This window comes from Actinomycetota bacterium, assembly GCA_030776725.1.
Classification (GTDB): domain Bacteria; phylum Actinomycetota; class Nitriliruptoria; order Nitriliruptorales; family JAHWKO01; genus JAHWKW01.
Genome location: JALYHG010000020.1, coordinates 1 through 23,852, shown reverse-complemented (window position 1 = coordinate 23,852; position 23,852 = coordinate 1). Strand labels below are relative to the sequence as shown.

At 70.9% G+C, this 23,852-nt stretch carries 24 protein-coding genes; 14 read left to right on the top strand and 10 right to left on the bottom strand.

The annotated features are described in order from the left end of the window. The 3 genes from M3N57_00790 to M3N57_00780 form a co-directional block, all read left to right on the top strand. On the top strand, positions 1 to 782 hold a 782-nt coding region (locus M3N57_00790; protein ID MDP9021244.1), incomplete at its 5' end, for a FliA/WhiG family RNA polymerase sigma factor. 134 nt (positions 783 to 916) lie between these two features. Next, positions 917 to 2,215, top strand: coding sequence for a citrate synthase (locus M3N57_00785; protein ID MDP9021243.1), 1,299 nt, complete (start codon positions 917 to 919; stop codon positions 2,213 to 2,215). A 26-nt stretch (positions 2,216 to 2,241) separates the two neighbouring features. Beyond that, positions 2,242 to 2,979 (top strand): dihydrodipicolinate synthase family protein, encoded by a 738-nt coding sequence (locus M3N57_00780; protein MDP9021242.1) that lies wholly within the window; start codon positions 2,242 to 2,244, stop codon positions 2,977 to 2,979. 5 nt (positions 2,980 to 2,984) lie between these two features. Here M3N57_00780 and M3N57_00775 read toward each other — a convergent pair whose 3' ends face one another. Beyond that, a complete protein-coding gene (locus M3N57_00775; protein MDP9021241.1) occupies positions 2,985 to 5,366 on the bottom strand; it encodes a cell wall-binding repeat-containing protein in 2,382 nt (793 codons plus the stop codon). Between the two features lie 212 nt (positions 5,367 to 5,578). Between M3N57_00775 and M3N57_00770 the strand changes: the two genes are divergently transcribed. Then, entirely contained in the window at positions 5,579 to 6,847 is a 1,269-nt protein-coding gene (locus tag M3N57_00770) for an LCP family protein (GenBank protein ID MDP9021240.1), read from the top strand. A 12-nt stretch (positions 6,848 to 6,859) separates the two neighbouring features. On the opposite strand, the gene M3N57_00765 is transcribed toward M3N57_00770, so the two are convergent. After that, entirely contained in the window at positions 6,860 to 7,795 is a 936-nt protein-coding gene (locus tag M3N57_00765) for a DUF72 domain-containing protein (protein MDP9021239.1), read from the bottom strand. 85 nt (positions 7,796 to 7,880) lie between these two features. On the opposite strand from M3N57_00765, the gene M3N57_00760 reads away from it, so the two are divergent. Continuing rightward, complete coding sequence (locus tag M3N57_00760) at positions 7,881 to 8,921, top strand: ferrochelatase (GenBank protein MDP9021238.1); 1,041 nt, start codon at positions 7,881 to 7,883, stop codon at positions 8,919 to 8,921. Between the two features lie 74 nt (positions 8,922 to 8,995). Further along, entirely contained in the window at positions 8,996 to 9,991 is a 996-nt protein-coding gene (locus tag M3N57_00755) for a hypothetical protein (protein MDP9021237.1), read from the top strand. Here M3N57_00755 and M3N57_00750 read toward each other — a convergent pair. Genes M3N57_00750 through M3N57_00740 form a run of 3 tightly spaced genes read right to left on the bottom strand, consistent with a single transcriptional unit; the run spans position 9,954 to position 13,082 of the window. Beyond that, the gene (locus M3N57_00750) at positions 9,954 to 11,366 is read right to left on the bottom strand and encodes a 2,3-diphosphoglycerate synthetase (protein MDP9021236.1); all 1,413 of its coding nucleotides are present in this window, start codon (positions 11,364 to 11,366) and stop codon (positions 9,954 to 9,956) included. The two genes, M3N57_00755 and M3N57_00750, sit on opposite strands and share 38 nt — an antisense overlap. Position 11,367: 1 nt before the next feature. Then, positions 11,368 to 12,219 (bottom strand): metallophosphoesterase, encoded by an 852-nt coding sequence (locus tag M3N57_00745; GenBank protein ID MDP9021235.1) that lies wholly within the window; start codon positions 12,217 to 12,219, stop codon positions 11,368 to 11,370. 11 nt (positions 12,220 to 12,230) lie between these two features. Then, positions 12,231 to 13,082 carry a metallophosphoesterase gene (locus tag M3N57_00740; protein MDP9021234.1) on the bottom strand — a complete coding sequence of 284 codons (852 nt, stop codon included), beginning with the start codon at positions 13,080 to 13,082 and terminating at the stop codon, positions 12,231 to 12,233. 125 nt (positions 13,083 to 13,207) lie between these two features. Between M3N57_00740 and M3N57_00735 the strand changes: the two genes are divergently transcribed. The 5 genes from M3N57_00735 to M3N57_00715 all read left to right on the top strand — a co-directional run bounded on the left by M3N57_00735 (position 13,208) and on the right by M3N57_00715 (position 17,128). After that, positions 13,208 to 13,768 (top strand): cyclic nucleotide-binding domain-containing protein, encoded by a 561-nt coding sequence (locus M3N57_00735; GenBank protein ID MDP9021233.1) that lies wholly within the window; start codon positions 13,208 to 13,210, stop codon positions 13,766 to 13,768. A 41-nt stretch (positions 13,769 to 13,809) separates the two neighbouring features. Next, positions 13,810 to 14,487, top strand: a complete 678-nt coding sequence (locus M3N57_00730; GenBank protein ID MDP9021232.1) for a 2-phosphosulfolactate phosphatase — start codon at positions 13,810 to 13,812, stop codon at positions 14,485 to 14,487. 19 nt (positions 14,488 to 14,506) lie between these two features. After that, positions 14,507 to 15,148 (top strand): DUF2993 domain-containing protein, encoded by a 642-nt coding sequence (locus M3N57_00725; protein ID MDP9021231.1) that lies wholly within the window; start codon positions 14,507 to 14,509, stop codon positions 15,146 to 15,148. 68 nt (positions 15,149 to 15,216) lie between these two features. Further along, a complete protein-coding gene (locus tag M3N57_00720; GenBank protein ID MDP9021230.1) occupies positions 15,217 to 15,753 on the top strand; it encodes a flavin reductase family protein in 537 nt (178 codons plus the stop codon). 70 nt (positions 15,754 to 15,823) lie between these two features. Then, positions 15,824 to 17,128, top strand: coding sequence for an LCP family protein (locus tag M3N57_00715; GenBank protein MDP9021229.1), 1,305 nt, complete (start codon positions 15,824 to 15,826; stop codon positions 17,126 to 17,128). 110 nt (positions 17,129 to 17,238) lie between these two features. Here the strand turns inward: M3N57_00715 and M3N57_00710 are convergent, their stop codons facing one another. Genes M3N57_00710 through M3N57_00700 form a run of 3 tightly spaced genes read right to left on the bottom strand, consistent with a single transcriptional unit; the run spans position 17,239 to position 19,666 of the window. Beyond that, a complete protein-coding gene (locus M3N57_00710) occupies positions 17,239 to 17,934 on the bottom strand; it encodes a uracil-DNA glycosylase (protein MDP9021228.1) in 696 nt (231 codons plus the stop codon). Beyond that, positions 17,931 to 18,620, bottom strand: coding sequence for a TetR/AcrR family transcriptional regulator (locus tag M3N57_00705; GenBank protein MDP9021227.1), 690 nt, complete (start codon positions 18,618 to 18,620; stop codon positions 17,931 to 17,933). Before M3N57_00705 ends, M3N57_00710 begins: the two co-directional genes overlap by 4 nt. A gap of 17 nt (positions 18,621 to 18,637) precedes the next feature. Then, complete coding sequence (locus M3N57_00700) at positions 18,638 to 19,666, bottom strand: acyl-CoA desaturase (GenBank protein ID MDP9021226.1); 1,029 nt, start codon at positions 19,664 to 19,666, stop codon at positions 18,638 to 18,640. Positions 19,667 to 19,816: 150 nt separating this feature from the next. Between M3N57_00700 and M3N57_00695 the strand changes: the two genes are divergently transcribed. The 3 genes from M3N57_00695 to M3N57_00685 all read left to right on the top strand — a co-directional run bounded on the left by M3N57_00695 (position 19,817) and on the right by M3N57_00685 (position 22,671). Further along, complete coding sequence (locus M3N57_00695; protein ID MDP9021225.1) at positions 19,817 to 20,401, top strand: TlpA family protein disulfide reductase; 585 nt, start codon at positions 19,817 to 19,819, stop codon at positions 20,399 to 20,401. Positions 20,402 to 20,763: 362 nt separating this feature from the next. Next, entirely contained in the window at positions 20,764 to 21,237 is a 474-nt protein-coding gene (gene bfr, locus M3N57_00690) for a bacterioferritin (protein MDP9021224.1), read from the top strand. 102 nt (positions 21,238 to 21,339) lie between these two features. Beyond that, on the top strand, positions 21,340 to 22,671 hold the full coding sequence (locus tag M3N57_00685; protein MDP9021223.1) for a condensation domain-containing protein: 1,332 nt from the start codon (positions 21,340 to 21,342) through the stop codon (positions 22,669 to 22,671). An 86-nt stretch (positions 22,672 to 22,757) separates the two neighbouring features. Here M3N57_00685 and M3N57_00680 read toward each other — a convergent pair whose 3' ends face one another. Further along, positions 22,758 to 23,432 (bottom strand): thermonuclease family protein, encoded by a 675-nt coding sequence (locus tag M3N57_00680; protein ID MDP9021222.1) that lies wholly within the window; start codon positions 23,430 to 23,432, stop codon positions 22,758 to 22,760. 208 nt (positions 23,433 to 23,640) lie between these two features. Then, positions 23,641 to 23,852, bottom strand: a 212-nt coding sequence (locus M3N57_00675) for an HNH endonuclease (GenBank protein MDP9021221.1), incomplete at its 5' end; no start/stop codon positions are given.

The window sequence follows — 23,852 nt, the reverse complement described above, 5'->3', positions numbered from 1 at the left end:
CGAGCCGATCACCAGGAGCAGCGGTGGATCCTGAGGCGCTGTGGGAGCGCTACCACGAGACCCACGACGGTGCCGCCCGCGACGCCCTGATCCTGCATTACTCGCCGCTGGTCAAGTACGTCGCCGGTCGGGTCGGCGTCAGCTTGCCGGACACCATCGAGCACACCGATCTGGTCTCCTACGGGATCTTCGGGCTGATCGACGCGATCGAGCGCTTCGACCCGGGCAAGGGCGTGAAGTTCGCCACGTACGCGGTGACGCGGATCCGCGGGGCGATCATCGACGAACTGCGCAAGGTCGACTGGGTCCCGCGCTCGGTCCGCAACAAGTCCAAGGCGATCGCGGGCGCGATCCGCCGGCTGGAGATCGACCTCGGGCGGACACCCAGCGATGAGGAGATCGCCGTCGAGCTGGAGGTGACCGTCGAGGAGTTCCACCACATGCTCGAGGAGACCGCCTACACCTCGGTCGCTGAGTTGGACCGCACCCTGGGAGGAGGCGACGGAGACGAGCAGGTCACGCTGGTCGACACGCTCCAGGACACGGCGATGTTGGGCCCCCTCGACGCCGTCGACGAGCAGGCGACCCGCGACATCCTCGTCGAGTCGATCCGGAAGCTGTCCGAACGCGAACAGAAGATCATCGCGTTGTACTACTTCGAAGGCATGACCTTGGCCCAGATCGGGGGGGTCCTCGGGGTCACGGAGTCGCGGGTCTGTCAGATCCACTCGAAGGCCGTGATCACGCTGCGCAACAAGATGATCGACGCGATGGCGAGCTGAAGCGGGCGCAACCCGGGTCCAACAGCGCACGGTCGTGCCCGTGGCTGGCACGTGGCGCGACGCCCAAGCGGCCGGACCTGGTCGCCCGCGGTGGCGTTACCGTCGCGGTGTCACGACTCGAGGAGACGGTGGCGATGAACGATGGCGCCAAGGAAACCTTGAGCATCACCGACAACCGGACGGGGCGCCGCTACGAGGTGGAGCTGGTCGACGGTGCGGTCCGCGCGATGGATCTGCGTCAGATCAAGGTCTCCCACGACGACTTCGGCCTTCTGTTGTACGACCCGGCCTTCCGCAACACCGCCAACTGCCGTAGCGAGATCACGTTCATAGACGGTGCCGCGGGGGTGCTGCGCTACCGCGGGTACGCGATCCAAGACCTCGCCGACCGCAGCTGCTTCCTGGAGGTGGCCTACCTCCTGGTTCACGGGGAGCTGCCGAGCAAGGATCAGTACGACGAGTGGGTCTACGACATCACCCACCACACGATGATCCACGAGAACATCAAGAAGTTCATCGACGGGTTCCATCACGACGCCCACCCGATGGGCATCCTGGTCGGCACGGTCGGGGCGTTGTCGACCTTCTACCCCGAGGCGAAGCAGATCCACGATCCCGAGGTCCGGCACAAGCAGATCGTCCGGCTGATCGCGAAGTTCCCGACCCTGGCGGCGTTCGCCTACCGCCACTCGATCGGGCTGCGCTACGCCTACCCCGACAACGACCTGTCGTTCCCCGGGAACTTCCTCAACATGATGTGGAAGAAGACCGAGCTGAAGTACGAGCCCGATCCGGTCCTGGAACGGGCGATGGACGTGCTGTTCATCCTCCACGCCGACCACGAGCAGAACTGCTCGACCACCACGATGCGGACGGTGGGAAGCTCCGACGCCGACCCCTACTCGTCGGCCGCGGCGGCGGTCGCGGCCCTCTACGGCCCCAAGCACGGCGGAGCGAACGAGCAGGTGCTACGGATGCTCGAGCAGATCGGTGACGTCCGGGAGGTCCCGAAGTACGTCGAGCGTGTCAAGCACGGTGACTTCCGCCTGATGGGCTTCGGCCACCGCGTGTACAAGAACTACGACCCGCGCGCGCGAGTGGTGCGCGACCTCGCCCACGAGGTGTTCGGGGTGACCGGGAAGAACCCGCTGATCGACATCGCCGTCGAGCTGGAACGCATCGCGTTGGAAGACGACTACTTCCTCGAGCGCCGCCTGTACCCCAACGTCGACTTCTACACGGGGATCATCTACCAGGCGATGGGCTTCCCCACCGACATGTTCCCGGTTCTGTTCGCCATCGGTCGGATCGCGGGTTGGGTCGCCCAGTGGCAGGAGAACCTGCTCGACGAGGAACAGGCCATCGCCCGTCCCCGCCAGCTGTACGCCGGGACCGCCGAGCGCGGTTACGTCCCGATCGACCAGCGCGGCTGACCGTGTCGGTCTTCGACGGTGTGGGCGTGGCGCTCGTCACGCTCTTCGACGCTGATGGCAGGCTGGACACCGATGCCACGGCCGAGCACGCCGAGCGTCTGGTCGAGGCAGGCGTCGCCGCGGTGGTGGTGGCGGGCAGCACCGGCGAGGCACCGACGCTGGACGCTGAGGAGCGCGTCGCGCTGGTCGCGACCGTCCGCCGGCGGATCGCCGGACGGGTCCCGGTGGTGGTGGGGACCGGGGCGCCGTCGGCGCGCCAGGCTGTGGGTCTGACCCGGGCTGCGTGTGACCACGGCGCTGATGCGGTGCTGGCGCTGTCGGGCCTGCACGCCGCCGATCCACGGCCCTACTACGAAGCGGTGCGTGGCGCCGCGGGCGACGTCCCGGTGCTGGCCTACCACTTCCCGACCATGGCACCGCCGGGGATCCCGGTCGCTGCTCTGCCGTCGCTCCCGGTCGTCGGCGTGAAAGATTCGACCGGCGACCCCGACCGGCTGTTGCACACCCTGGACGTGTACGACGGAGACGTGTACGTCGGCTCTTCATCGCTGCTGACCATGGCGGGGGCCGTGGGCTGCCGCGGTGCCGTCCTGGCGCTGGCCAACCTCGAACCCCGACGCTGCGTCGAGGCCTTCCGCGGCGATGGAGGCGCCCAGCGGGCCCTGGCACCTGTCCACCGGCGTGTGGCGTCACCGTTCCCGCGGGGACTGAAGGAGGCGCTGGCCGAGTCCTTCGGGACCTCGCCGGTGTGCCGGATGGGCTGATCGCGTCAGCAGCGGCGACCGTCGACGGCGTCGAGCTCGCCACGACGATCGTCGGGGATGACCGACCGGTTCCCGATCAGCAGCAGGTCCACCTGGGGTGATCCGCAGGCGGCCACCAGGTCGCGGGTGATCGTCGGGACGAAGTCGGCGGCGACCAGCACGACCGGCGCAGCGGCGTCGGCGGCGATGCCCGCCGCCGCCAGCCCGTAGCCCCAGCCGTCGCCGTGGTAGCCGTTGAGGATGACGAACCGGCGGGGGCCGCTCGTGGTGGTCCCCCACAGTCGGCTGGCGATCGCCCCGGCGGTCTCCGCACGGCTGGGGCCCGCCACCCGGTCGGGGTTGGGCACCGCCCCGGCGACCGCGGCGGACAGCGCAGCAGTCCCGCCCAGAACGACCGTGCGGGTGGGGACGTCGCGGGCGAGCCAGTCGCGGACGGAGTCATGCAGGGAGCCGGTCGGGTTGAGCAGCACCGGGTGGCCGGTGCGAGCAGCGAACGCCCCGCCGGTCACCGAGTCCGCCCAACCGGCGCTCGGATCGTGCGCCGGGCCGTGGCTGCGCGCGAGGATGACCTGGTCGCTTCCGGGACGCAGTCGCCGGACCTGGTCGGCGACGGCGAGAGCGGTCTCCACCCGAGTGGCGCCGCTCAGACGGCGGGTGGCGTAGCCGTCGGCTTGCGCGGCGCTCTCGACCTCGACGCCGACCGCGCCGCGACCTCCGAGCAGGTACACGGTGGCGCCCGGCGGGAGCACCCGGCGAAGTTCAGCGCGCGTGACGGTGGACAGCGCACCGGTGGTCGTGAACAGCAGTGGGCCGCGCCCGGCCAGTGCTGATCCGGCGAGCGAGTCCGCGAAGACGTCGTCTCGGGAAAGGACCGCGTACGGGGCTGCGCCGGGCGCGAAACGGGCCTGGCTCAACCCGACCGCGGCGGCAGTGGGGCTGGCTTCGTCGACGCGCTCGGTCGTTGCCGGGTCGCCATCGAAGCGCACAGCGGGTCTGACCGGCGCGGGCGGCTGCGACGGCGGGCTGTCACCGACCGCGTTGGTTGCGACCACCGTGACCTGGTAGGCCACCCCGTTGGTGAGGCCGGTCAGCCGCGCGGACGTCGCGGAACCGGTCACGGTCACCGTCGTGGAACCCGGCGTCGCCGTGACGGTGTAGCGCTCCACCGCCGCGCCGCCGTCGTCGGTCGGGGGCACCCACGTCACGCTCGCCCCGCGGTCCGTCGGCGTCGCGCTCACCCCGTTGGGTGCGGTCGGGGGCCCACGCGGGTCGACCAGCACCGGCGGAGCGGTGTCGGTGGAGCCCGCCGTCTTGGCGGCCACCGACCGCCGGATCTCGGGCAGGCGCTCGTCGAGCCGGTCGCCGGGGCAGTCGGTCGACGAGAAGTCCTGGTGGCCGGAGATCGCCGGCACGGTCCGGGAGGTGCTGCCGTCGGAGTACGTGACGTGCGCCTGCGGGTCGAGGCCGTGGCGGGCGGCGAGCTCCGCCAGGGCGTCCTCGAGCGTGCCGACCGCGGCGGGGGTGGGTTCCTCGCCGGTCTGGCCGGGCGCACCGAAGTGGCCCAGAAGGGCCACACCGATGTTGCCGGTGTTGTAGCCGCCGACGTGTGCGCCGGTCACCACCCGGTCGCGGTCGTCGTGGGCGAAGTCACGACCGTCACCGCCGGCATCGCAGCGGCGGCTGTCGCCCCCCGACCAGCGTCCCTCGTAGATGCGGCCGTGCGGGTCGATCAGGTACTGGTAGCCGATGTCGTCCCATCCGCGGACATCGACGTGGTAGGCGTAGATGCCGCGCACGACGGCTGCGGGATCGTCGCCGCTGCGGTTGAGGCGAGCGGTGTGATGCACGGTCATCACCCGAGCCGCGCCGAAGGATCGCGACCCGGTCCGGATCGACTCGTCGGCCTGCCACTCGCCGCGTGACAGGCAGCGCTGCAGCGCATCGGCAGCGGCCGCCGGTCGCCTCCCGATCTGCTCCAGAGGACCGTCTGTGGTGTTGATCGCAGCGACGCGGGCGTTGGCGGCCACAGGGGGGATCCCGCGGACCTGGTAGGCGTCGGCGTCGTCGCCGGCCACCAGCCCACTCGCCCACTGTCCCTCGGCGTCGGCGCCGTCCTCGATCAGCGCGATCCACGGTCCCCACGTCCGGCCGTGGCGGAAACGCACCGCCCCGTTGTCGCCCGCTTGGGCGCCGACTCCGTCCCCGTGCCACACCACACCGAGGTGGTCGATCGGGAAGCCCGGCTCGACCACGCCGGCTGCGGCGCGGCGGACGTCCAGCAGCGTCCGTGGCCGGCGGTGGGCCTCCGAGGCGGCCTGCGGCACGGTCAGGCCGGCGACCAGCACGCTGAGAGCCACGACGATCCGCAACCCGACGTCACGCCCCACGGCTGTTCCCCTCGTCTGCCGGACGGCCGCGCAACACCCCCGACACCGCGCCGCGCACCGCGCCCTGCACCGGCCCCCGCAACGCACCGGCCGTCCGCCGTCGCAGCGGCACGTCACTGTCGTGTGGCGGCCGGCCGTCGTCAACCGCGTCGACGATGGATGGTTCCGGCCGTGGCAGGTGCCAGACTGCGGACACCCGCGCGGAGGACGACGTGACCGAGACCCACGACGAGGTGTGGGGCGCCACCGTCCGTGGGGGGCGGCGTCGGGGACGACGTGGCGTGCGGGTCGTCCTGGTGATCGTCGTGCTGCTGGTGCTCGCCGCGGCGGCGATGGGGGTGGGGGCGGCCGTGTACGCCAGCGCGCAGATGGAGCGCGTCGAGGTCGGTGGCCTCGACGGCGGAAGCCGCCCCTTGCACGTGCTGGTCGTGGGTTCCGATAGCCGCGCCGGGCTGACACCCGAGGAGCAGCGCGAACTGGCGACCGGTGACACCGCCGGCGAACGCGCCGACACGATCTTCTTGATGACCGTCTCCGGCCGGCGCGCGGCGGTGCTCGCCTTCCCCCGGGACCTGTACGTCGAGCGCTGCGATGGTTCTAGAGGCCGCATCAACGGCGCGTTCGCGATCGGCGGGGCGGACTGCCTGGTGCGAACGGTGCGGGACCTGTCCGGCATCCCGATCGATCACTACCTCGCCGTGCACTTCCTGGGGTTCCGGCACATCGTCGACGCGGTCGGGGGGGTCGACCTCTGCCTCGACCGACCCATCGCCGACCCCTTCGCCGGGATCGACCTGCCCGCAGGCTGTCAGCGGCTGGACGGTCGAGAGGCGCTGGGTTACGTCCGGGTCCGGAAGATCGACAGCGACCTGCAGCGCATCGAGCGCCAGCAACAGTTCCTCAAGGCGCTGGCGCAGGAGATCATCTCGCCGTCGGTGGCGCTGAACCCGGTGCGCCTGTACGACACGGCCGGGCGGGTCGGGAACGCCCTCACCGGCGACCAGGGACTGGGGACGGTGGCGCTGGTTCGGCTGGGGCTGGGCATGCTCGGCGTCGCATCCGGCAGATCGGTGACCCACACCGTCCCGGCCACGCCGGCCAACGTCGGCGGTGGCGCTGTGCTGCGGGTGAACGAGGACGAGGCCGAGCAGCTCTTCGAGCGGTTCCGGGACGGTTCGGTCCTGGCCGAGGCGGCTGGCGGGGCGCAGGTCGACCCGGCCGACGTGGAGGTCAGGGTCCTGAACGGCGCCGGCATCACCGGGCTCGCGGCACGCACCGCGGACCGGCTGCGCTCGGACGGCTTCCGCGTCGTCAGCGTCGCTGACGCCCCGCAGCAGGTGGACCGCACCGTGGTGAACCACCCGCCGGGGCAGCGGGCTCAGGCCGAGGCCGTCGCCCGTGCGCTGGACGGGCGAGCCGAGCTTCGCGATGACCCGACGGTGGAGACGGTCACGGTCGTGCTCGGCCCCGACGCAGCGTGACTGCGCGGCGCTCTAGGGCCCGGGCTCGGGGCGGACGTCCAGCAGCTGCGCGAGCTGCGCGGCGTTGCGCACGCCGTAGTCGCGGTAGCAGTTGTTCATGATCGCGTGTGTCTCGCGGGCTTGGGCGCTGAGCTGCTGGACGCGGCCTGCCCACTCGGCCAGCTCCTCGGTGGAGTACAGGTAGGCGAACCGCTCCGCGGCCGTGATGCCCTCCTTCTCCCAGGTCTCGCGGTTGTGGCCGTGGAACCGGATCACCGCCAGGCGGTCTGTGGTGGCCGCGACGACAGGCGGGACGGAGGTCTCGAAGCCCTGCGGCTCGTCGACGCACACGTAGGCCAGACCCAGCTCCTCCAACAGGTCGAGGGTGCGGTCGGCGTCTGCCCCGTCCATCCACGAACGGTGCCGGAACTCGACCGCGAGGTCGTAGTCGGGGAGGCGCTCCGGAAGCCGCGCGAGGTAGTCGCGTGCCGCCCGGCCGGGGCGGAACCACGGCGGGAACTGGAAGAACACCGCTCCCAGCTTCCCCGCGGAGTGCAGCGGCATCAGCGCCGTGCGGACGTGCTCGAAGGCGCGGTCGACCGCACCCGACGGCAGGTGCGAGAGGTACACCCGCCGCTTGCCCTGGTGCTCCACAGGCAGGTCGGCGAGGACGTCCTCCCACACGGCATCGGGTGATGCGGGATGGTGGGTGAGGAGCGAGAACGCCTTGACGTCCATGCGGAAGTCGTCGGGCGTGCGCTCGGTCCACAGCGCGGCTAGCTCCGCGGTGGGCGGGTAGTAGTAGGTCGCGTCGACCTCGACCACCTTGAACCGTTCCGCGTAGTAGCGCAGTCGCTCCTCGGCGCTCATCGACCGGCGCGGGTACCAGTCGCTCTCACGGATCAGCGTCCGATCGGTCCACGACGCCGTCCCGACGCGGACGTCGCCGTTGTCGCCGCCTCCCGGCACCCGACCTCCTCCGCGGCCGCCCGCCGCCATCCTCGCACACCGGTCGTACCATGCCGCGCCGGCCACGTGAGCGAGGAGCCCGTCGGTGCCGCGGCGCAGCTACGGCCGGTTCGACGACCGGCCACACGACTACGACGCGGTCCTGTACCTGTCGTTCGGCGGGCCCGAGGCGCCAGAGCACGTCATCCCGTTCCTCGAACGGGTGACCCGCGGCCGCAACGTCCCACGCGCGCGTCTCGACGAGGTCGCCGAGCACTATCACCTGTTCGGCGGCGTCAGCCCGCTGAACGCACACAACCGGGCCGTGATCGCAGCCCTGCGTGAGGAGCTGGCCAACCGGGGCCCCGATCTGCCGGTGTACTGGGGGAACCGCAACTGGCATCCGTTGCTGGGCGACACCGTCCGTCGCATGCGTGACGACGGGGTGCGTCGTGCCGTGTGCTTCATCACGTCCGCCTACAGCTCGTACTCCAGCTGCCGCCAGTACCGTGAGGACATCGCCCGTGCCCGGGCCGAGGTCGGGGCCGACGCCCCGCAGATCGACCCGATCCGCCCGTTCTACAACCACCCAGGGTTCATCGAGTCCCAGGCGCGGAAGGTGAACGTCGCGCTGCACGCCATCCCCGACCACCGCCGCGCGGCCGCCCACCTGACCTTCACCGCGCACAGCATCCCCGTCACGCTGGCCGAGGCCAGCGACTACCAGGATCAGCTGCAGGAGGCGTGCAGCCTCGTGGCCGGACGCGTCGGCGGCGACCATCCCTGGGCGCTCGTGTGGCAGAGCCGCAGCGGCCCGCCGGAGGTCCCGTGGCTGGAGCCCGACATCATCGATCACCTCGACAGCCTGCATGCCGCTGACATCACCGACGTGGTGATCGTCCCGATCGGGTTCGTCAGCGATCACCTCGAGGTGCGCTTCGATCTCGACGTCGAGGCGGCTGCCCACGCGGCGTCGCTCGGCCTGCAACGCGTGCGTGCGGACACCGTCGGCGCCGATCCGACGTACGTCCGGATGATCCGCGACCTGATCGTCGAGCGTTCGGCCGCGCAACCGCACCGCCCCGCCCTCGGCGTTCTGGGGCCATGTCACGACGTGTGCGGCACTGGCTGCTGTGTCCCGACGTGACGTGCGGGGAGCCGCCACGGGCGGCTCACGGCGCATAGGCTCGGTAGGAGGGAGCCGGCCGAGCGAGGAGCCGCGTGGAGCGCGACCCCACAGCAGCCCATTCACACATCCTCGTGCGCGGCACGAAGACCGGGCTGCCGTACTCGAAGGGCCTGCTGGCCACGTCGGTGCAGGCCACCGGCCTGGCCCCCGCCCGCGCCTACGGCGTCGCCGAACGCGTGGAGAGCGTCCTGCGCGGCAGCGGCACGCGGGAGGTCAGCGTCGAGGAGCTGCGCCAGGTCGCGGTGCAGGTGCTGCGCGACACGGTCGGTGAGAAGGCCGCCGAACGTTACCTGCGTTGGCAGCGCGCCCAGGAGCGCCAGCTCCCGTTGATCGTGTTGATCGGCGGGGCCACCGGGGTGGGCAAGTCGACGGTGGCCACGCACGTGGCCGGCCGTCTGGCCATGACCCGCATCGTGTCGACCGACGCCATCCGTGAGGTGATGCGTAGCACGATCAGCCAGGAGCTGATGCCGGCGCTGCACGTGTCGTCGTTCGAGACCGTCGACGCGGTCCCCCCGGCGGTGTCCGTCGTCAAGGAACCGTTGATCGCTGGGTTCCTGCGGCAGGTCCAGGCCGTCGCGGTGGGGATCCGCCACCTGCTCGAACGCGACGCCCTCGAACGCACCGACATGATCGTGGAGGGGGTGCACATCCTGCCGGGGATGATCACCGCGTCTCACGTCGAGGACGCCGCCGTGGTCCAGGTGGTTCTCACCGTCGATGACCCCGACGTGCATCGCTCGCACCTGTCGGGTCGGTCACAGCAGGCCCCGGACCGCCCCCGTGAGCGGTACCTGGAACACTTCGAGGAGATCCGGGAGATCCAGGAAGAGGTGATCCGGCGCGCCGAGGCCGCCGGTGTCCCGATGGTGCGGTCCTACGGGCTCGACGCGACGGTCGACGAGGTCCACGGGCTCGTGGTCGACGCGGTCCTCCAGCGCCAGGGCGGAGCGACCCCCGACGTCGCCGCCACGTCCGGCGGGCAGGTCCTCAGCGGCGCGCGCGGTGACGGCGGTCGGCGAGGCTGAGCAGCCGGTCGAAGGCCCCCTCCAGAGCGTCGGGGTCGACGCCACCGACCGGCTCGGGACGGTTGTCGCAGAACACCACGTCGGTTCCGTTGTCGCGGGCGGCGCGCACGACGACGTCCACGGCTGCGGCCTTCAACTCCGTCACGAGGGCGTCGTGCGGCGGTGCGTGCGAGAGATCGTCGAGGAGGGCCGGCCGGTCGGCGAGATTCTGGCTGGCCCCGACGACCGTCGCGCCGAAACGCTCCTCCAGGGTCTTCGTCAGACGATCGGCGGCACGACCGCGGGCGGTGCTGACGACGAACACACGCCGACCGGAGACGTCACCCAGCGGGTGGGGTCGCAGGTCGGTGAGGACGGGTTCGGGGACCGGCTGATCGTCTCGGCGTGGTAGCTGGTTCAGCAGCTCGCGGACCGACCGCACGAGCGTCTTGAGGCGAGCGTCGTCGGCGTCCTCACCGGCGAAGCCGATCAGGACCGCGTCCGCGAGGATGAACCGCAGCGGCAGCGACGCCAGCAACTGCCCCGGGTCCTCGCCGGCGGGCACGATCAGCGCCGTGGCGTCGGCTGCACACGGCGGCAAGGCCGAACCGGAGCCCTCCAGGACGGTCAGGTCGCTGCCGGGCTGCTCCTCAGCCTGCGCCACGCCGGCGGCCACGTTGGACAGCGCGACCTCCCCGGCAGGGCCGTCGCCGACGCGGTAGCAGCCGATGCTCGCGGCGCCGGTCGTGACGGCGTCCTCGTAGAAGTCGCTGGCGGCGTGCCCACCCGCTTCGACGACCTCCAGCAGCCGCTCGGGATCGAGCGATTCCCCGGCGGGGATCACGATCGGTTCCGGCGGCCCACCCCGTCCCATGGCCACCACCACCGGCGTCCGGCCGCGTCGCTGGGCGTGGCGGACGAGCGCCCCCGACATGGCGGTCTTCCCGGTCCGCTTGCCCGTCGCCACCACCGCGACGGTCGGCCGGGTGGTCAGCCACGGCAGGTCCGGCGGCGTGTAGCGCACCCCCGGAGAGTCGTACGGGACGCCCGCCGCCAGAGCGATCGCTGCGAGACGCAGCCGGCGGGGCGCCTCGACCACCGGGGGACCCGACAGATCGATCACGACGTCGGGTGCGGTGTCGCGCAGGACCTCCAACAGTTCATGCTCGGCGGACGCCGGCCAGCGGGCCGGCACACCGAGGTCCGGTGGCACCCCCGGCTCGTCGAGCTTCTCGCCCCCGCCGAGCACGACGACCTGGACCGGTTCGAGTCCGTCGTCGGCCAGTCGCGTCAAGGCCCGGCGCAGGACGGGCGGGTGGTGCTCGCCGTCGACCAGCACCACAGCCCGGGCGCCACCCGCCGGACGGTCGCTGTACATCCGGCCCCGGTCGGTCACGTCAGTCGACCGGCAGGTGGTTGGAGGCGAAGAAATCATCGGTGACGAAGAACGCCTCCTGGACGATCCGCTGGGTCATGCGGCTACGGATGACGGCGAGCTGTCGGCGTCCGTCGGGGTAGTGGACGAACACCTTGATGCTCGAGGCGTCGACCACCAGCTCGTTCCAGGAGGGCGGGATCGCTCCCCGCACCCGCCGCGACGATGCCGTCCCGCAGTTGGCCACCAACGTCCCGTTGAGGCCCCAGAAGAACGGCACGTGCTTGTGTCCGGACAGGACCAGGTCGACGCCCCCCAGCTCGGTGAGGACCGCGAGGACGTCGCCGGCGTCCTGGATGACGTTCTCCTCCCGCCCGGCACCGGGGATCGCGACCAGGTGATGGTGCAGCACGAAGACGTTGAAGTCGTCGGGGTGGGTGAAGCCCTCCCGCACCCAGTCGTACCACTCCCGGCCGATCCGGCCTCCCTCCAGGTCGGGCTCCGACGAGTCGGCCCCCAGGACCGTGATGCCGCCCGTCCCCAGCCGCTCGGCGCGTTCACCGTCGAGCTCGATACGGCGACGGCTGAAGCGGTCGCCGAAGCGCCGCTCGAAGTGCACGTACCCCACGTTCCGCGAATCGTGGTTGCCGGGGACGACCACCGTCGGCGCGTCGATGCCTTCGAGTGCCGCGACGGCCTCGTCGTACTCCCAGTCGTAGCCTCCGGCGGTCAGGTCGCCGGCGACCACGACCACGTCAGGACCGACCTCGCGGATCCCCGTCACCGCCGACCGCAGCAGCTCGGGGTCGTACGCGCTGTCACCACAGTGGATGCTTCCCAGGTGGCAGATGCGCAGCGGTCGCGCGGCAGACACGTCGGGCTCCTTCACCGGGCAGGGACGGCGTCAACGCGGGTGTTGGCACGGAAGTCATCGGTGACGTAGAACGATTCGCGGATGGCGGAACGGTTGGCGCGGCTGCGGATCACCGACAGCTCCCGGCGACCGTCGTCGTAGTGCAGGTGCACCTTGATCGTCGCGGCGTCGATCATGATCTCGTTCCACGACGGTGGGGTCAGCCCCCTGACCCGACGCGTCGAGGTCGTGCCGGAGTTGCAGATCAGCATCCCGTTCAGCCCCCAGAAGAAGGGAACGTGCTTGTGGCCGCACATCACCAGATCGAGTTGGAGCCGGGTCAACACGTCCAGCACGTCGCCCGCGTCGCTAATCGTGTTGCGTTCCCGCCCCGTTCCGGGGATGGAGACCAGGTGGTGGTGCAGGACCAGGATCTTGATGTCGTCGGGCTCGTCGTACTGTGCACCGATCCAGTCGTACCACTCGCGACCGATCCGCCCGTCGTTGAGATCCGGTTCGGAGGAGTCTAGGCCGACGATCGTGACCCCCGTCGCGTTGATGCGCTCGGCGCGGTCGGGGTCGAACGTGATCCGCCGCCGGAAGTGACGGTCGCCGAAGAGCTGCTCGAAGTGCAGGTACCCGAGGTTGCGCGCGTCGTGGTTCCCGGGCACCACCACGGTGAGAGCTTCGAAGCGCCCGAACCACTCGGCTGCGTCGTCGTACTCCCACTCGAACCCGCCGGCGGTGATGTCGCCAGCGATGATGACCACGTCGGGGCGGAGCCTGTTGACGTCTCGCACGCAGCGCTCCATCAGCGACGCATCGAAGCTGGGGGTGCCGCAGTGCACGTCGCTGATCTGGACGATGCGGAACGGGACCTGCATGATGGACACCGCAACTACCTCCACACGGTCGGTACGCAGTCCAGGGTAGGCACCCCGCTCGGTTCCGGCCGTGACCCATGTCCTGGCGGGTGCGTTTAGCCTGGCAACCGGCGAGGAGGTGGGACGTGACCGGTCCGATGACGCACAGCCTGGTCCGCACGTTGAGGGAGGTCGCCGACTTCTCGGCGTTCCCCGACGAGGCGCTGGTGGAGGCCGTGGGGGCGTCGGCGAACCTGCTGTGGCCGTCCGGTGGCGTCGTGTTCGACGAGGGCGGGCCAGCGCAAGCGGTCTACGTCGTCCTCCGCGGTCGGATCCGGATCCGGACAGACGACGCCGAGACGCTGGCGGAACTCGGCCCCGGCGCCTACTTCGGCGAGCAGGCGGTGCTGCTGCGCACCACGCACTCGGCCAGGGCGGAGGCGGTGGAGGACTCCGAGTTGATGGTGATCCCCAAGTCGTCGTTCGAATCGCTCCTGGATGCCGCCCCCGAGGTCGCAGCCGGGTTCCGCCGTCGGCTGGAGCAGCGGCTGGCGGAACGCCGCGACCGGCCCGGGGCACCGTCCAGCGCCGACGGTCCTTCCGAGGGGGCCAGCGGTGCCGGGTCCGAGGGGGCCACCGATGCCGGGTCCGAGGGCGCCACCGATGCCGGGTCCGAGGGTGGCACCGATGCCGGGTCCGGGGACTGACGGCCGCCGGGCCGTTGCGTGAGGGCCGCACGGTGCGCTTCGTGACCGTCCCGGGGGCACGTGCCGGCGACGCCACCGGCACGGCGGTCGTGGTCGATGTGTTGCGGGCGTTCACCACGGCGGCGGTGGCGTTCGCCGGCGGGGCGCAGGAGATCCTGGTGGTCGAGGCGGTCGAAGACGCCATGGCGCTGCAGTCGCGGCGCCCCGGCGCGTTGCTGATGGGAGAGGTCGGTGGCTTGCCGGTCGATGAGTTCGACCTGTCCAACTCGCCGGTCGAGGCAGACGGCGCCGACCTCGGCGACCGGGTCCTGATCCAGCGCACGACCGCAGGAACCAGCGGCGCGGTCAACGCGCGTGGCGCCGACCGGCTGATCGCCGCATCGTTCGTGGTCGCCGAGGCGACCGTCCGCCAGATCCTGGGCTGGGATCCGGACACGGTGTCGTTCGTGATCACCGGTGCGCACAGTGGCCGCGACGCCGAGGAGGACCTGTCGTGCGCCGACTACCTCGCCGCTCGTCTGCGTGGCGAACGTCCCGACCCGGCGCCGTACCTGCAGCGGGTGCGGCGCTCGGACGCCGGGCGGCTGTTCGCCCAACCGGAGCACGCCCACCTGCCCCCGCACGACATCGATCTGGCCTGCGACATCGACCGCTACGACCTCGCACTCCCGATCGAACGGGCCGACGGGCATCTCGTGATGCGCCCGGCACATCCGTGAGCGCAAGGCGGACACGCCGATGTCGTGGGTGACCACCGTGTTGGTCATCGCCGCGGTCGTGATCGCGGTCGATGCCGCCGCCACCGTCGTTCTGCAGCGGATCGCGGGACGTGAGGTCAGCCGCGTGATCGGTGCGGGGGCGAGCGTCCGGCTGCGCGGATGGCCGGCAGCGCTGCGTCTGGCCACCGGGCTGACCACGTCCGCACGGATCGTCGCCACAGAAGTCCCTGTGGAGCCGACCACGATCGCTCGCTTGCAGATCGATCTGGAGGGGGTTCGCCGGTCGGGCGACGCGCACGGTGAGGAACGACACCACTTGGCGGTGCGGTCCGGGCGGTACTCAGCACGGATCGACGACGACGCGCTCGCGGCGCTGATGCCGGCGCCGGTCCGCGACGTTCACGTCGGCGACGGGCGGGTCCGGTTCTCCTTCCCCGGTGACGTGACCGTGGACACCGCGGTCGAGGTCCAAGATGGCGTGCTGCTGCTACGCCCCGTCGCCGGGCGGATCGGAGTCGTCGACCTGCTCCGTATCACACCCCCGATCGGGGAGTTGCCGTTCGGCGCCACGATCGCAGACGTCGAGACCGTCTCCGGGGCGCTCGTGGTGCACGGGTGCGTGCAGGGCGTCACGCTGGGCGCCGCCGATGCGAGCAGGTGAGGCGGGACCGCCCCAACACCACGCTGGACGGTCGACCTCACGTGTGACGCCGCGGGAGTGAGGACGCTGTGGGACAAGAGCAACCGCCGGGGATCCACGACGAGCACCCGTTCGTGACGCCGGAGGCCGACCGCGATCCGGTGCGACGGCTACGCGGCCGACTCGCCGCTCCCGTCACGGTGTGGACGGCGGGAACCGTGGCGGACCGGGCCGGCCTCACGATCTCATCCGTGCTGATCGCCGAAGGCGAGCCGCCGCACGTCCTGGGTCTGATGAGCGACCTCACGGACCTGTGGGAGACGATCCAGCACACGGGTTCGTTCGTGATGCACGTCCTGGACCGATCCCACGGGTGGTTGTCGGACCGGTTCGCGTTCCGGGTCCCCAGCCCCGGCGGGCCCTACGCCGGGCTGGAGATCACCGAGTCGGCGTTCGGGCCGGTCCTGGCTGCGGCCGGCACGCGGGCCTACTGCCGGGTGGTCGAGGCCCGGACGGTGGGGTACGCGCAGCTGGTGGACGCCGCCATCGAGGACCTCGAACTCGGCGGCCTCGACCCCCTGGTGCACTTCCGCGGCCGGTACGCGGGGCTGTCGACTGCCCTGTGAGTGTCAGCCCGCAGCGACCGCCCGAACGTCCTCCCAGGCGCGGACGGCGTGCGGTTGCCTTGACGTGACCATGGATGTCACGTCCAGCGAGCCGCCGGGGAGCGCGTCACGCGACGCGCGCTCCGCGGCGCGGATCGCAGCGGTGGTCGCGGTCGGGGTCCTGGCGCTGGTGGTCATGGCCGCCGCCGGCCTGGCGTTGTTCACCCAGAGTCAGATCGAGCGGCACCCGATCGAGGCGATCGAGGAACGCGGGCGGGCAGACGGTGCGGGGACGGATCGGCGCGCAGACGAGGGTGAGGCCGAGACCCTCAACATCCTGGTCGTGGGGAGCGACAGCCGTGAGGGCCTCAGCGAAGCTGAACGAGCCCGACTCACGACGGGCCCGCCTCAAGGACCGCCGCGCACCGACACGATCCTGCTGGTGCATGCCCGCCCCGAGGAGGGCATCGCGACGATCGTGTCGATCCCTCGAGATCTCAAGGTCGAGCTGCCCGGGTCCGGCCCGGACAAGATCAACGCGGCCGTGGCCCGCGGCGGTTCTGAGCAGCTGGTGAGGATCGTCGAACGTCTGTCCGGCTTCGAGATCGACCACTACGTGGAGGTGTCGATCCCCAGCTTCCTGACGGTCGTCGAGGCCGTCGGCGGAGTGGAGGTCTGCCTCCGCGACCCGCTCGTCGACGACAAGTCCGGCGCGAACCTGCCGGCTGGCTGCCAGCACCTGGACGCGGTGGAGGCGCTGGCCTACGTGCGCTCGCGCGAGGGGGCGCGCGGCGACTTCCGGCGCATCCACCGCCAGCAGCGCTTCCTGAAGGCGCTGGCGGACAAGGCGACGTCGGCAGGGACGCTGGCCAACGTGCCGCGGGTGGTCCGGATCGCGGACCGCGTGGCGAGCAGCCTGACGACCGACGAGGACTTCGGGCTGACGCAACTGCGCTTCCTGGCGGAGCAGTTCCGCGGGATGGCCAGCGGCGACGTTCAGACCGTGACCGTCCCGGCGTACGCGCAGACCATCCAGGACACCAGCTACGTGGTGCCCTACCGACCGGGCGTGCGGGCGCTGTTCGGGCGGCTGGCGGAGCGCGGCAGGCTGGGTCCGCGCGGCACCGCACGCCAGCGGCGGAACGCGGTCGTCGTGGTGTGGACCAGCCAACGCAGCCAGGCGGTGCAGCGTGTGGAGAGCGTGCTGTACTTCGCCGGCTTCGAGCCGCGGCGAGAGCCACCCGCCACCGACGTCGACGAGACGGTGGTGTTCGCTGCACGCGACCACGAGATCGCGACGTGGGTCGGCAGCATCCTGGGCGCCCCGGTGCGACCACTACCCCCGGGCGTGCCCGTCCCCGACCACACCGATGCGATCGTCGCCGTCAGCCAGTAGCCGGAACCACCCGATGACCGACAGCTGCCGCGGCACGGGGCCGTACCAGCGCTGGGTTGCCGGAGCTCCAAAGGCTGCGGCCCGAGCTGAAGTGCTGCGACGAGACACGGTCACGGCAGCCGCCAGTCCACCGGTGGGGCGCCTTGCCGCTCGAGGAGGGCGTTGGCGCGGCTGAACGGACGCGACCCGAAGAAGCCGTGATGCGCGGACAGGGGGCTGGGATGGGGACTTGCCACGACCGGTGCCGCTCCGAGCAGCGGTCGCAGCTTGCCGGCGTCACGGCCCCACAGGATCGCGACCAGCGGCCGATCGCGGGCTGCCAGCACGCGGATGGCCTGCTCGGTGATCTCCTCCCAGCCCTTCCCGCGGTGCGATCCGGGGGCGCCCGCACGCACGGTCAGCACCCGGTTGAGCAACATCACGCCGCGTGCCGACCAAGGTGACAGGTCGCCGTTGGCTGGCGGCGGGAAGCCGAGGTCGGCCTGGTACTCGGTGAAGATGTTCTGCAGGCTCTTGGGCAGTGGTCGCACGTCCGCCGCGACGCTGAAGCTGAGCCCCACCGGATGCCCCGGCGTGGGGTAGGGATCCTGACCGACCAGCAGGACCCGGACCTCGTCGAAAGGCTGCTGGAAGGCTGCCAGGATGCGCCCGCCCGAGGGCAGGAACCGGCGGCCCGCCGCCTGCTCCGCCCGTAGGAAGTCCCCCAGCTCGCCCAGACGCTGACGGACGGGCTCCAGCTGCGCCGCCCACGTGGGGTGGACCACCGCCGCCAGGTCCGGTCGGGCGGTGGTCGTCGTCGTCGTCACCGCGACGCAACCTCCTGGACGGCGCCGCGTGGAGATGTACCAGTCGAGGTGACCGGCTTCAACGACCCGGTGTCGTCCCCACCGACGGGTGGGTGTGCGTGTTTAGGGGGCCTCAGTCGCAGGTCCTTCAAGCCGTTCCAGGCCAGGTTGACGAGGTGTGCGGCGACGTCGTGGCGTCCAGGCGTCCCCGCCTCCAACCACCACTCCCCCACCAGCGCGACCATCCCGACCAGTGCCCGGGCGTACAGCGGGGCGAGCGCGGTGTCGTACCCGCGGGAGAAGAACTCCTCAGCGAGGATGAGCTCCACGTTGGCCGCCACGTCGCCGATCACGCTGACGAACGTGTCCGACGAGCTGCCGACGGGCGCGTCGCGGACCAGGATCCGGAAGCCGTCGCGCTCTTCCTCGATGTAGCTCAAGAAGGCGTCCGCTGCGCGTTCCACCGCCGCGCGGGGATGGTCGGCAGCGTCCAGGGCAGCCACGATCCGTCCGAGGAGGGCCCTGACCTCGCGGTCGACGATCACCGCGTACAGGCCGTCCTTCCCGCCGAAGTGCTCGTAGACGATCGGCTTGCTCACCTTCGCACGTTCGGCGATGTCCTCGACGGAGGCGGCTTCGAAGCCACGTTCGGCGAAGACCTGCCGCCCGACGCCGATGAGCTGCTCACGACGCTCGCGGCCGCTCATGCGCCCTCGACGCTCGGTCACCAGCGAGCCAGTCGCTCGGGCTCGGCTGCCCACTTCCGCGCGATGATGCGTGGACTCGGCAGCCGCACGTTCCACGCCAGGCGCAGTTGCTGCAGCGTCCGGATGATCCGCCAGCTCGGGTCGACCTGGCCGCGGAGCAGGCCGTGGCGGGCCGAGGTCGGGAAGGCATGGTGGTTGTTGTGCCACGACTCCCCGAACGACAGCAGCGACAGCGGCCAGTTGTTGGTGCTCTCGTCGCGGCTCTCGAACGGTTGGTCCCCGAAGAAGTGGCAGATCGAGTTGATGCTCCAGGTGACGTGGTGCAGCAGGAAGATCCGGACCAGGCTGCCCCACACGAAGGCGGTCAGCATCCCCCACAGCGTCCCGGTGACCGCCAGACCGATCAGCGGGGGGAGCAGGAAGCTCGCGGTGACCAGCGCCGGGAAGCCGCGGTCCACCGCGCCGATCGCGGGGTCGTCCTCGAGGTCCGGCGCCCACCGCGAGTTGACCGTGTCGTGCGGGGTGAACAGCCACCCGGCGTGGGAGTGCCACAGTCCACGGAGCACGCCCCGCAGACCGGTCTCCTCGACGAGGTGCGGGGAGTGCGGGTCGCCGTACTCGTCGGCGTAGGCGTGGTGACGGCGGTGGGTCGCGACCCAGTCGATGACCGACTTCTGCGCCGACATCGTCCCGGCCACGGCGAAAAGCACCCGCAGCGCCGTCGGGGCCTCGAAGCTGCGGTGCGTCAGCAACCTGTGGTACCCGATCGTGACGCCGAGCCCCGTGAAGAGGTAGAAGCCGAGGAACAGGCCGAAGTCGAGCCCGCTCAAGCCCTGACCCCACAGCAGGACCATCGCCGCGACCACGCCGATCAGGGGCCCGACCGTGAACAGCACCGCCATGCGACGCTGGAACCGGATCTCTTCAGGGGTGAGCTTGCGGACGCCACGCAGCTTCGGTGGTCCCTCGTCGCGGAGCGCCCGCTCCATGATCTGTTCGGCGTCGGGGGGCAGGACGGTGTCGGGCGGTGCGGGCGATGACGGCATACAATCCTCCGTGAGGACGACAAGAACCTACGCCAGCGTAACCTACGCGAGCGTAGGCTACCGGGGCGTGGCGCCCCCGAGCGAGACGGCCTGGCTACTACCGCAGGCGACGTCGTAGGCTGCGTGGCCGCGTCGACCCGAGGTGCCACCGTGATCGTCCCGACCTCACACCGACGACTGCGCGGTGCCGTGGCCGTCCTGGCAGCCCTGGCGGCGACGATCGCCTTGTCGGGGTGCTCTCAGTCCAGCGCGTCGCAGCCGTCGGCTGGCAACGGCCTGATCGACGTTGGGTCGCGGCCGGAGGCGCCCACGGACTACCGGCCGCGTCTGCTCACCGACGGCCAGCTCGGGCTCGCCGACCTGCGCGGCGACGTGGTGGTGCTGAACTTCTGGGCGTCGTGGTGCGCTCCGTGCCGCGAAGAGCAGCCGGACCTGAACCAGGTCCACGCCGCCTACGCCGATCGCGGGGTCAGCTTCCTCGGCGTGGTGATGAAGGACAACCGCAGCAACGCCGAGTCGTACGTGGCTGAGTTGGGGGTCCCCTACGACTCGCTGGTCGATGCGGACGGGTCGTACGGCGCGAGCTTCGGGGAGGTCGGCCCGTCCGCGCTCCCCGCCACGATCCTGGTCGACCATGAGGGGCGGGTGGCCGCCCGCATCTTCGGGCGGACGACCGTCGAGGAACTGTCATCGTTGCTGGACCGGCTTCTGGCCGAACAACCGGCCGCCAGCTGAACCGACCGAGGACGAACGCCCGCCGCCGTTCGATCCGCGAGCGGAGAGCGCCCTGGACCGACGGCCAAGTTCGGTTAGGCAACCCTTACTTGCGTTGCTAGGCTCTGTGGCCGTGTACGTTTGCCACTGCGTCCTCGTCACCGACCGCGAGATCCACGCTGCAGTAGACGGTGGTGCCCGTGACGAATGCGCCATCGCACGCCTGTGTGGGGCCGGGAGCCGGTGCGGCGGTTGTCTGCCGTTCATCCGCGATCTGCTCGCCAGGCGTGGGATCGAGATCGACGAGCCGATGACATCACGCGAGGTCCGCCAAGCGCTGCTGGCGGTCGGCCACGCCCACCGAGGCATGTTAGGAGCCGGAGATGCAAGGTGACGAGCGGGTCATCGACTTCCTCAACGAACACCTCACCGCCGAGCTCACCATCATCAGCCAGTACTTCCTCAACGCCAAGATGCTCGAGAACTGGGGGTTGCCCGGCCTCGCGAAGGTCTTCCGCGACATCTCGTTCGAGGAGATGCGCGACGCGGAGAACCTGATCGACCGCATCCTGTACCTCGAAGGGCATCCCAACCTGCAGCGTCTGGACACGATCCGCGTGGGCGAGGATCCGCGGGAGCAGATCGAGTTGGCCCTCGACTGCGAGCGAGGTGCCATCCAACGACTCCGTAGTGGCGTCGAGCTGTGCGTCGAGGTCGGCGATCATGGGACGCGTGAGCTCGTGGCGGAGATGCTGACCGAAGAGGAGGCCCACACCGATTTCCTCGAGTCACAGCTGGACGTGATCGACCGTGTCGGTCTGCCGAACTTCCTGGCGGCGTACGTTCGCAGCGACTGAGCCTGGCGTCGACCACCGCCGGCGGGGCCAGCCACCCGCCCGCCGCGCCTGCACACGCCCCACGAGCGACCGTCGGCTGAGCGCCGCACTGCAGGAGCCACGATGACCACCTACTCCCCGGCCGTTCAGCGGGTCCCGTTCAACGTGGTGGATGAGGCGATCCACCTGCTCAACTCCGAAGCCGAACCGTGGAGCGTCCACGTCGAGGTCCGCGTCGAGGGTTCGCTGGAACAAGACCGGCTGCGCTCGGCGGTTGCGCGAGCTTTGGACGCCCACCCGATGGCGCGCGCCCGCAAGTCGGCGACCGAGCGTCGGGCCGAGCACCGCTTCTACTGGGAGATCACCCCCGAAGCGGAGCTCGACCCCCTCGGGGTGATCGATTGCCCCAACGACCATGCGTTGGCCGCAGCCCGGGTCGACCTACAGAGCCTGCGTGTCCCCTTGGCGGAGTCACCGCCGCTGCGGATGCGGCTGGCCCGCCATCCGCAGGGCGACGTCGTCATGCTCAACGTCAACCACGCTGCGAGCGACGCCTTCGGTGCGGTGCGGCTCCTGCGGTCGGTCGCCCGCGCCTACGCGGGCGAAGAAGACCCGGTCCCCGACATCGACCCGCTGCGGGCCCGCAGTCTCCGCGGGCTCGTGGGGACCGACGACGCGCCGACCAAGGCCCGTCGCGCTGCTCTGCTGGCCGAGAAGCTCCGGGACCTGGCGTTCCCTCCGGCCAGGGTCGCCGCAGACGAGGGCTCACCCCGCCCCGGCTACGGCTTCCACCACGTCAGCTTCGACCAGGACAGGACCAAGGCGCTGGTCGACCTCGAGCTGCCGGGGACCGTCAACGACGTTCTGCTGGCTGCGCTGCACCTGGCCATCGCCGCATGGAACCGGGACCACGGTGTCGCCACCAACCGCATCGGCGTGATGGTCCCCATCAATATGCGGCCAAACGCGTGGCGCGAAGAGATCGTGGGCAACCTGCTGCTGCCGGTGCGGGTGTCAGCCGATCGCGGCGACCGTGCGAGCCTGCGGCGCCTGCTCACGACGATCGTGCTGCAGACCCGACGGATCAAGGAGGGTGGGACCGCTGGCGCGCTGATGGAGGTGCTGGGTCGCTCGCCGGCGCTTCCGCTGGGTGCCAAGGAGGCGACCTCGCCGCTCCTGCGTCTGACCGGCCCCCGTCTGCTCGACACCGCGCTGCTGTCCAACCTGGCCCGGTTGGAGGATCCCCCCAACTTCGGGCCGCAGGCTGGTGACACCGTCGAGGTCTGGTTCTCGGCGCCAGCGAGGATGCCGCTCGGCCTGTCGATCGGGGTGGTGACCGTCGCCGGGAAGATGCACCTGGTCTTCCGGTACCGCCATCCCCTGTTCGGCCCCGATGCGGCGCGACGGTTCGCCGAGCGCTACGACTCCGCCCTGGAGATGTTCCTGTCGATGTGACCCGGTGGCCGTTGAGCCTGTGCGCTGTCCCTGCAGTCGGCCGTGCCACACCGGCGTCGCACCCGTGTCGTCGTCGGACCGTGTGTTCACGTGGGGCAGGCGCCCCACGAGCCCCTGCCGGCCTCGCGCGCTTCTCGCTGAGCCGCGAGCAACTCGTCCGCGTACCGGACGTTGGGCGGGACGGTGTAGACCTGCGCGTACCCGTCGCGGACCATGGCCATGTTCACCAACAGGCCGTCCGACGCGCGCCGCACGTACCCGAGCGGCCGCCCGTGCCGGTCACGCTGCTGTACGTCGAACTCGACACGGACAGCTGTCCCGGGTGCGACGAGTCGGGCGAGGTGGGCGGTCGCCTCGCGTCCGTCGCACTCGACACCTCCGCGGGGATGGCGCGTCTCGGGTGTGTCGATCCCGATCAGGCGGACACGTTCGAGCAGGTCCGCGACGTAGAGGGTGTCGCCATCGACGATGCTGGTGACCTCCGTGTCGATGCCTGCGCGCACGTCGGCCGTCGCCGCAGCGGACGCGTCTGGGCGGGGTGTCGCCGCGTCGGGAACGCCACCGGCCAGCGTCGCGGCCGTGGACACCGTCACCAGCAACACGAAGACGGCTGCCAGCGTCCGGCCCAGGCGCGGATGGCCGCGCCACTGACCGAGCCACAACGCCGGCAGCACCCACCACAGCAGCAGCCACGCGAGAGCTTGCGCCCACGCCGGTCGTGAGCGCAGCCACCGCCACGCGTCCCGCGATGCAGCCGTCATGGGCAGCAGTGTCCCGGAAGCTGAGACACGGACACGACGGAGACGCGTCGGACGTTTGGTCCGCCGCGACCTCTCCATAGTCCCGGCACGGCGGTGCTGTGCAGCAGGGTGCCCACGCCTCACGCATCCGTGTCGGGAGCCTCCTCCGGCCCTTCGCCGGCGAGAGCGGTCCTCCCCATCGTCACATCCGAGCAGCAGCCCTTTGCGGTCACGGGTCGGGGCCGGTGCGGGATCCAGGTGGGTGCAGGGTGGGGCGCTGGTGGGTCCAGGTGACCTGCCATGTGTGGTGGTCGTAGCGGCAGTGGTGGTAGCGGCATCCCAGCCCGGCGGTGTGCAGCGTCAGGCGCCCGCCTTGGGCGTGGGGGGCGCCCAGGTGCATCACGTCACACCAGGCCGGTGGGGCGTCGCAGCCTTCGGCGA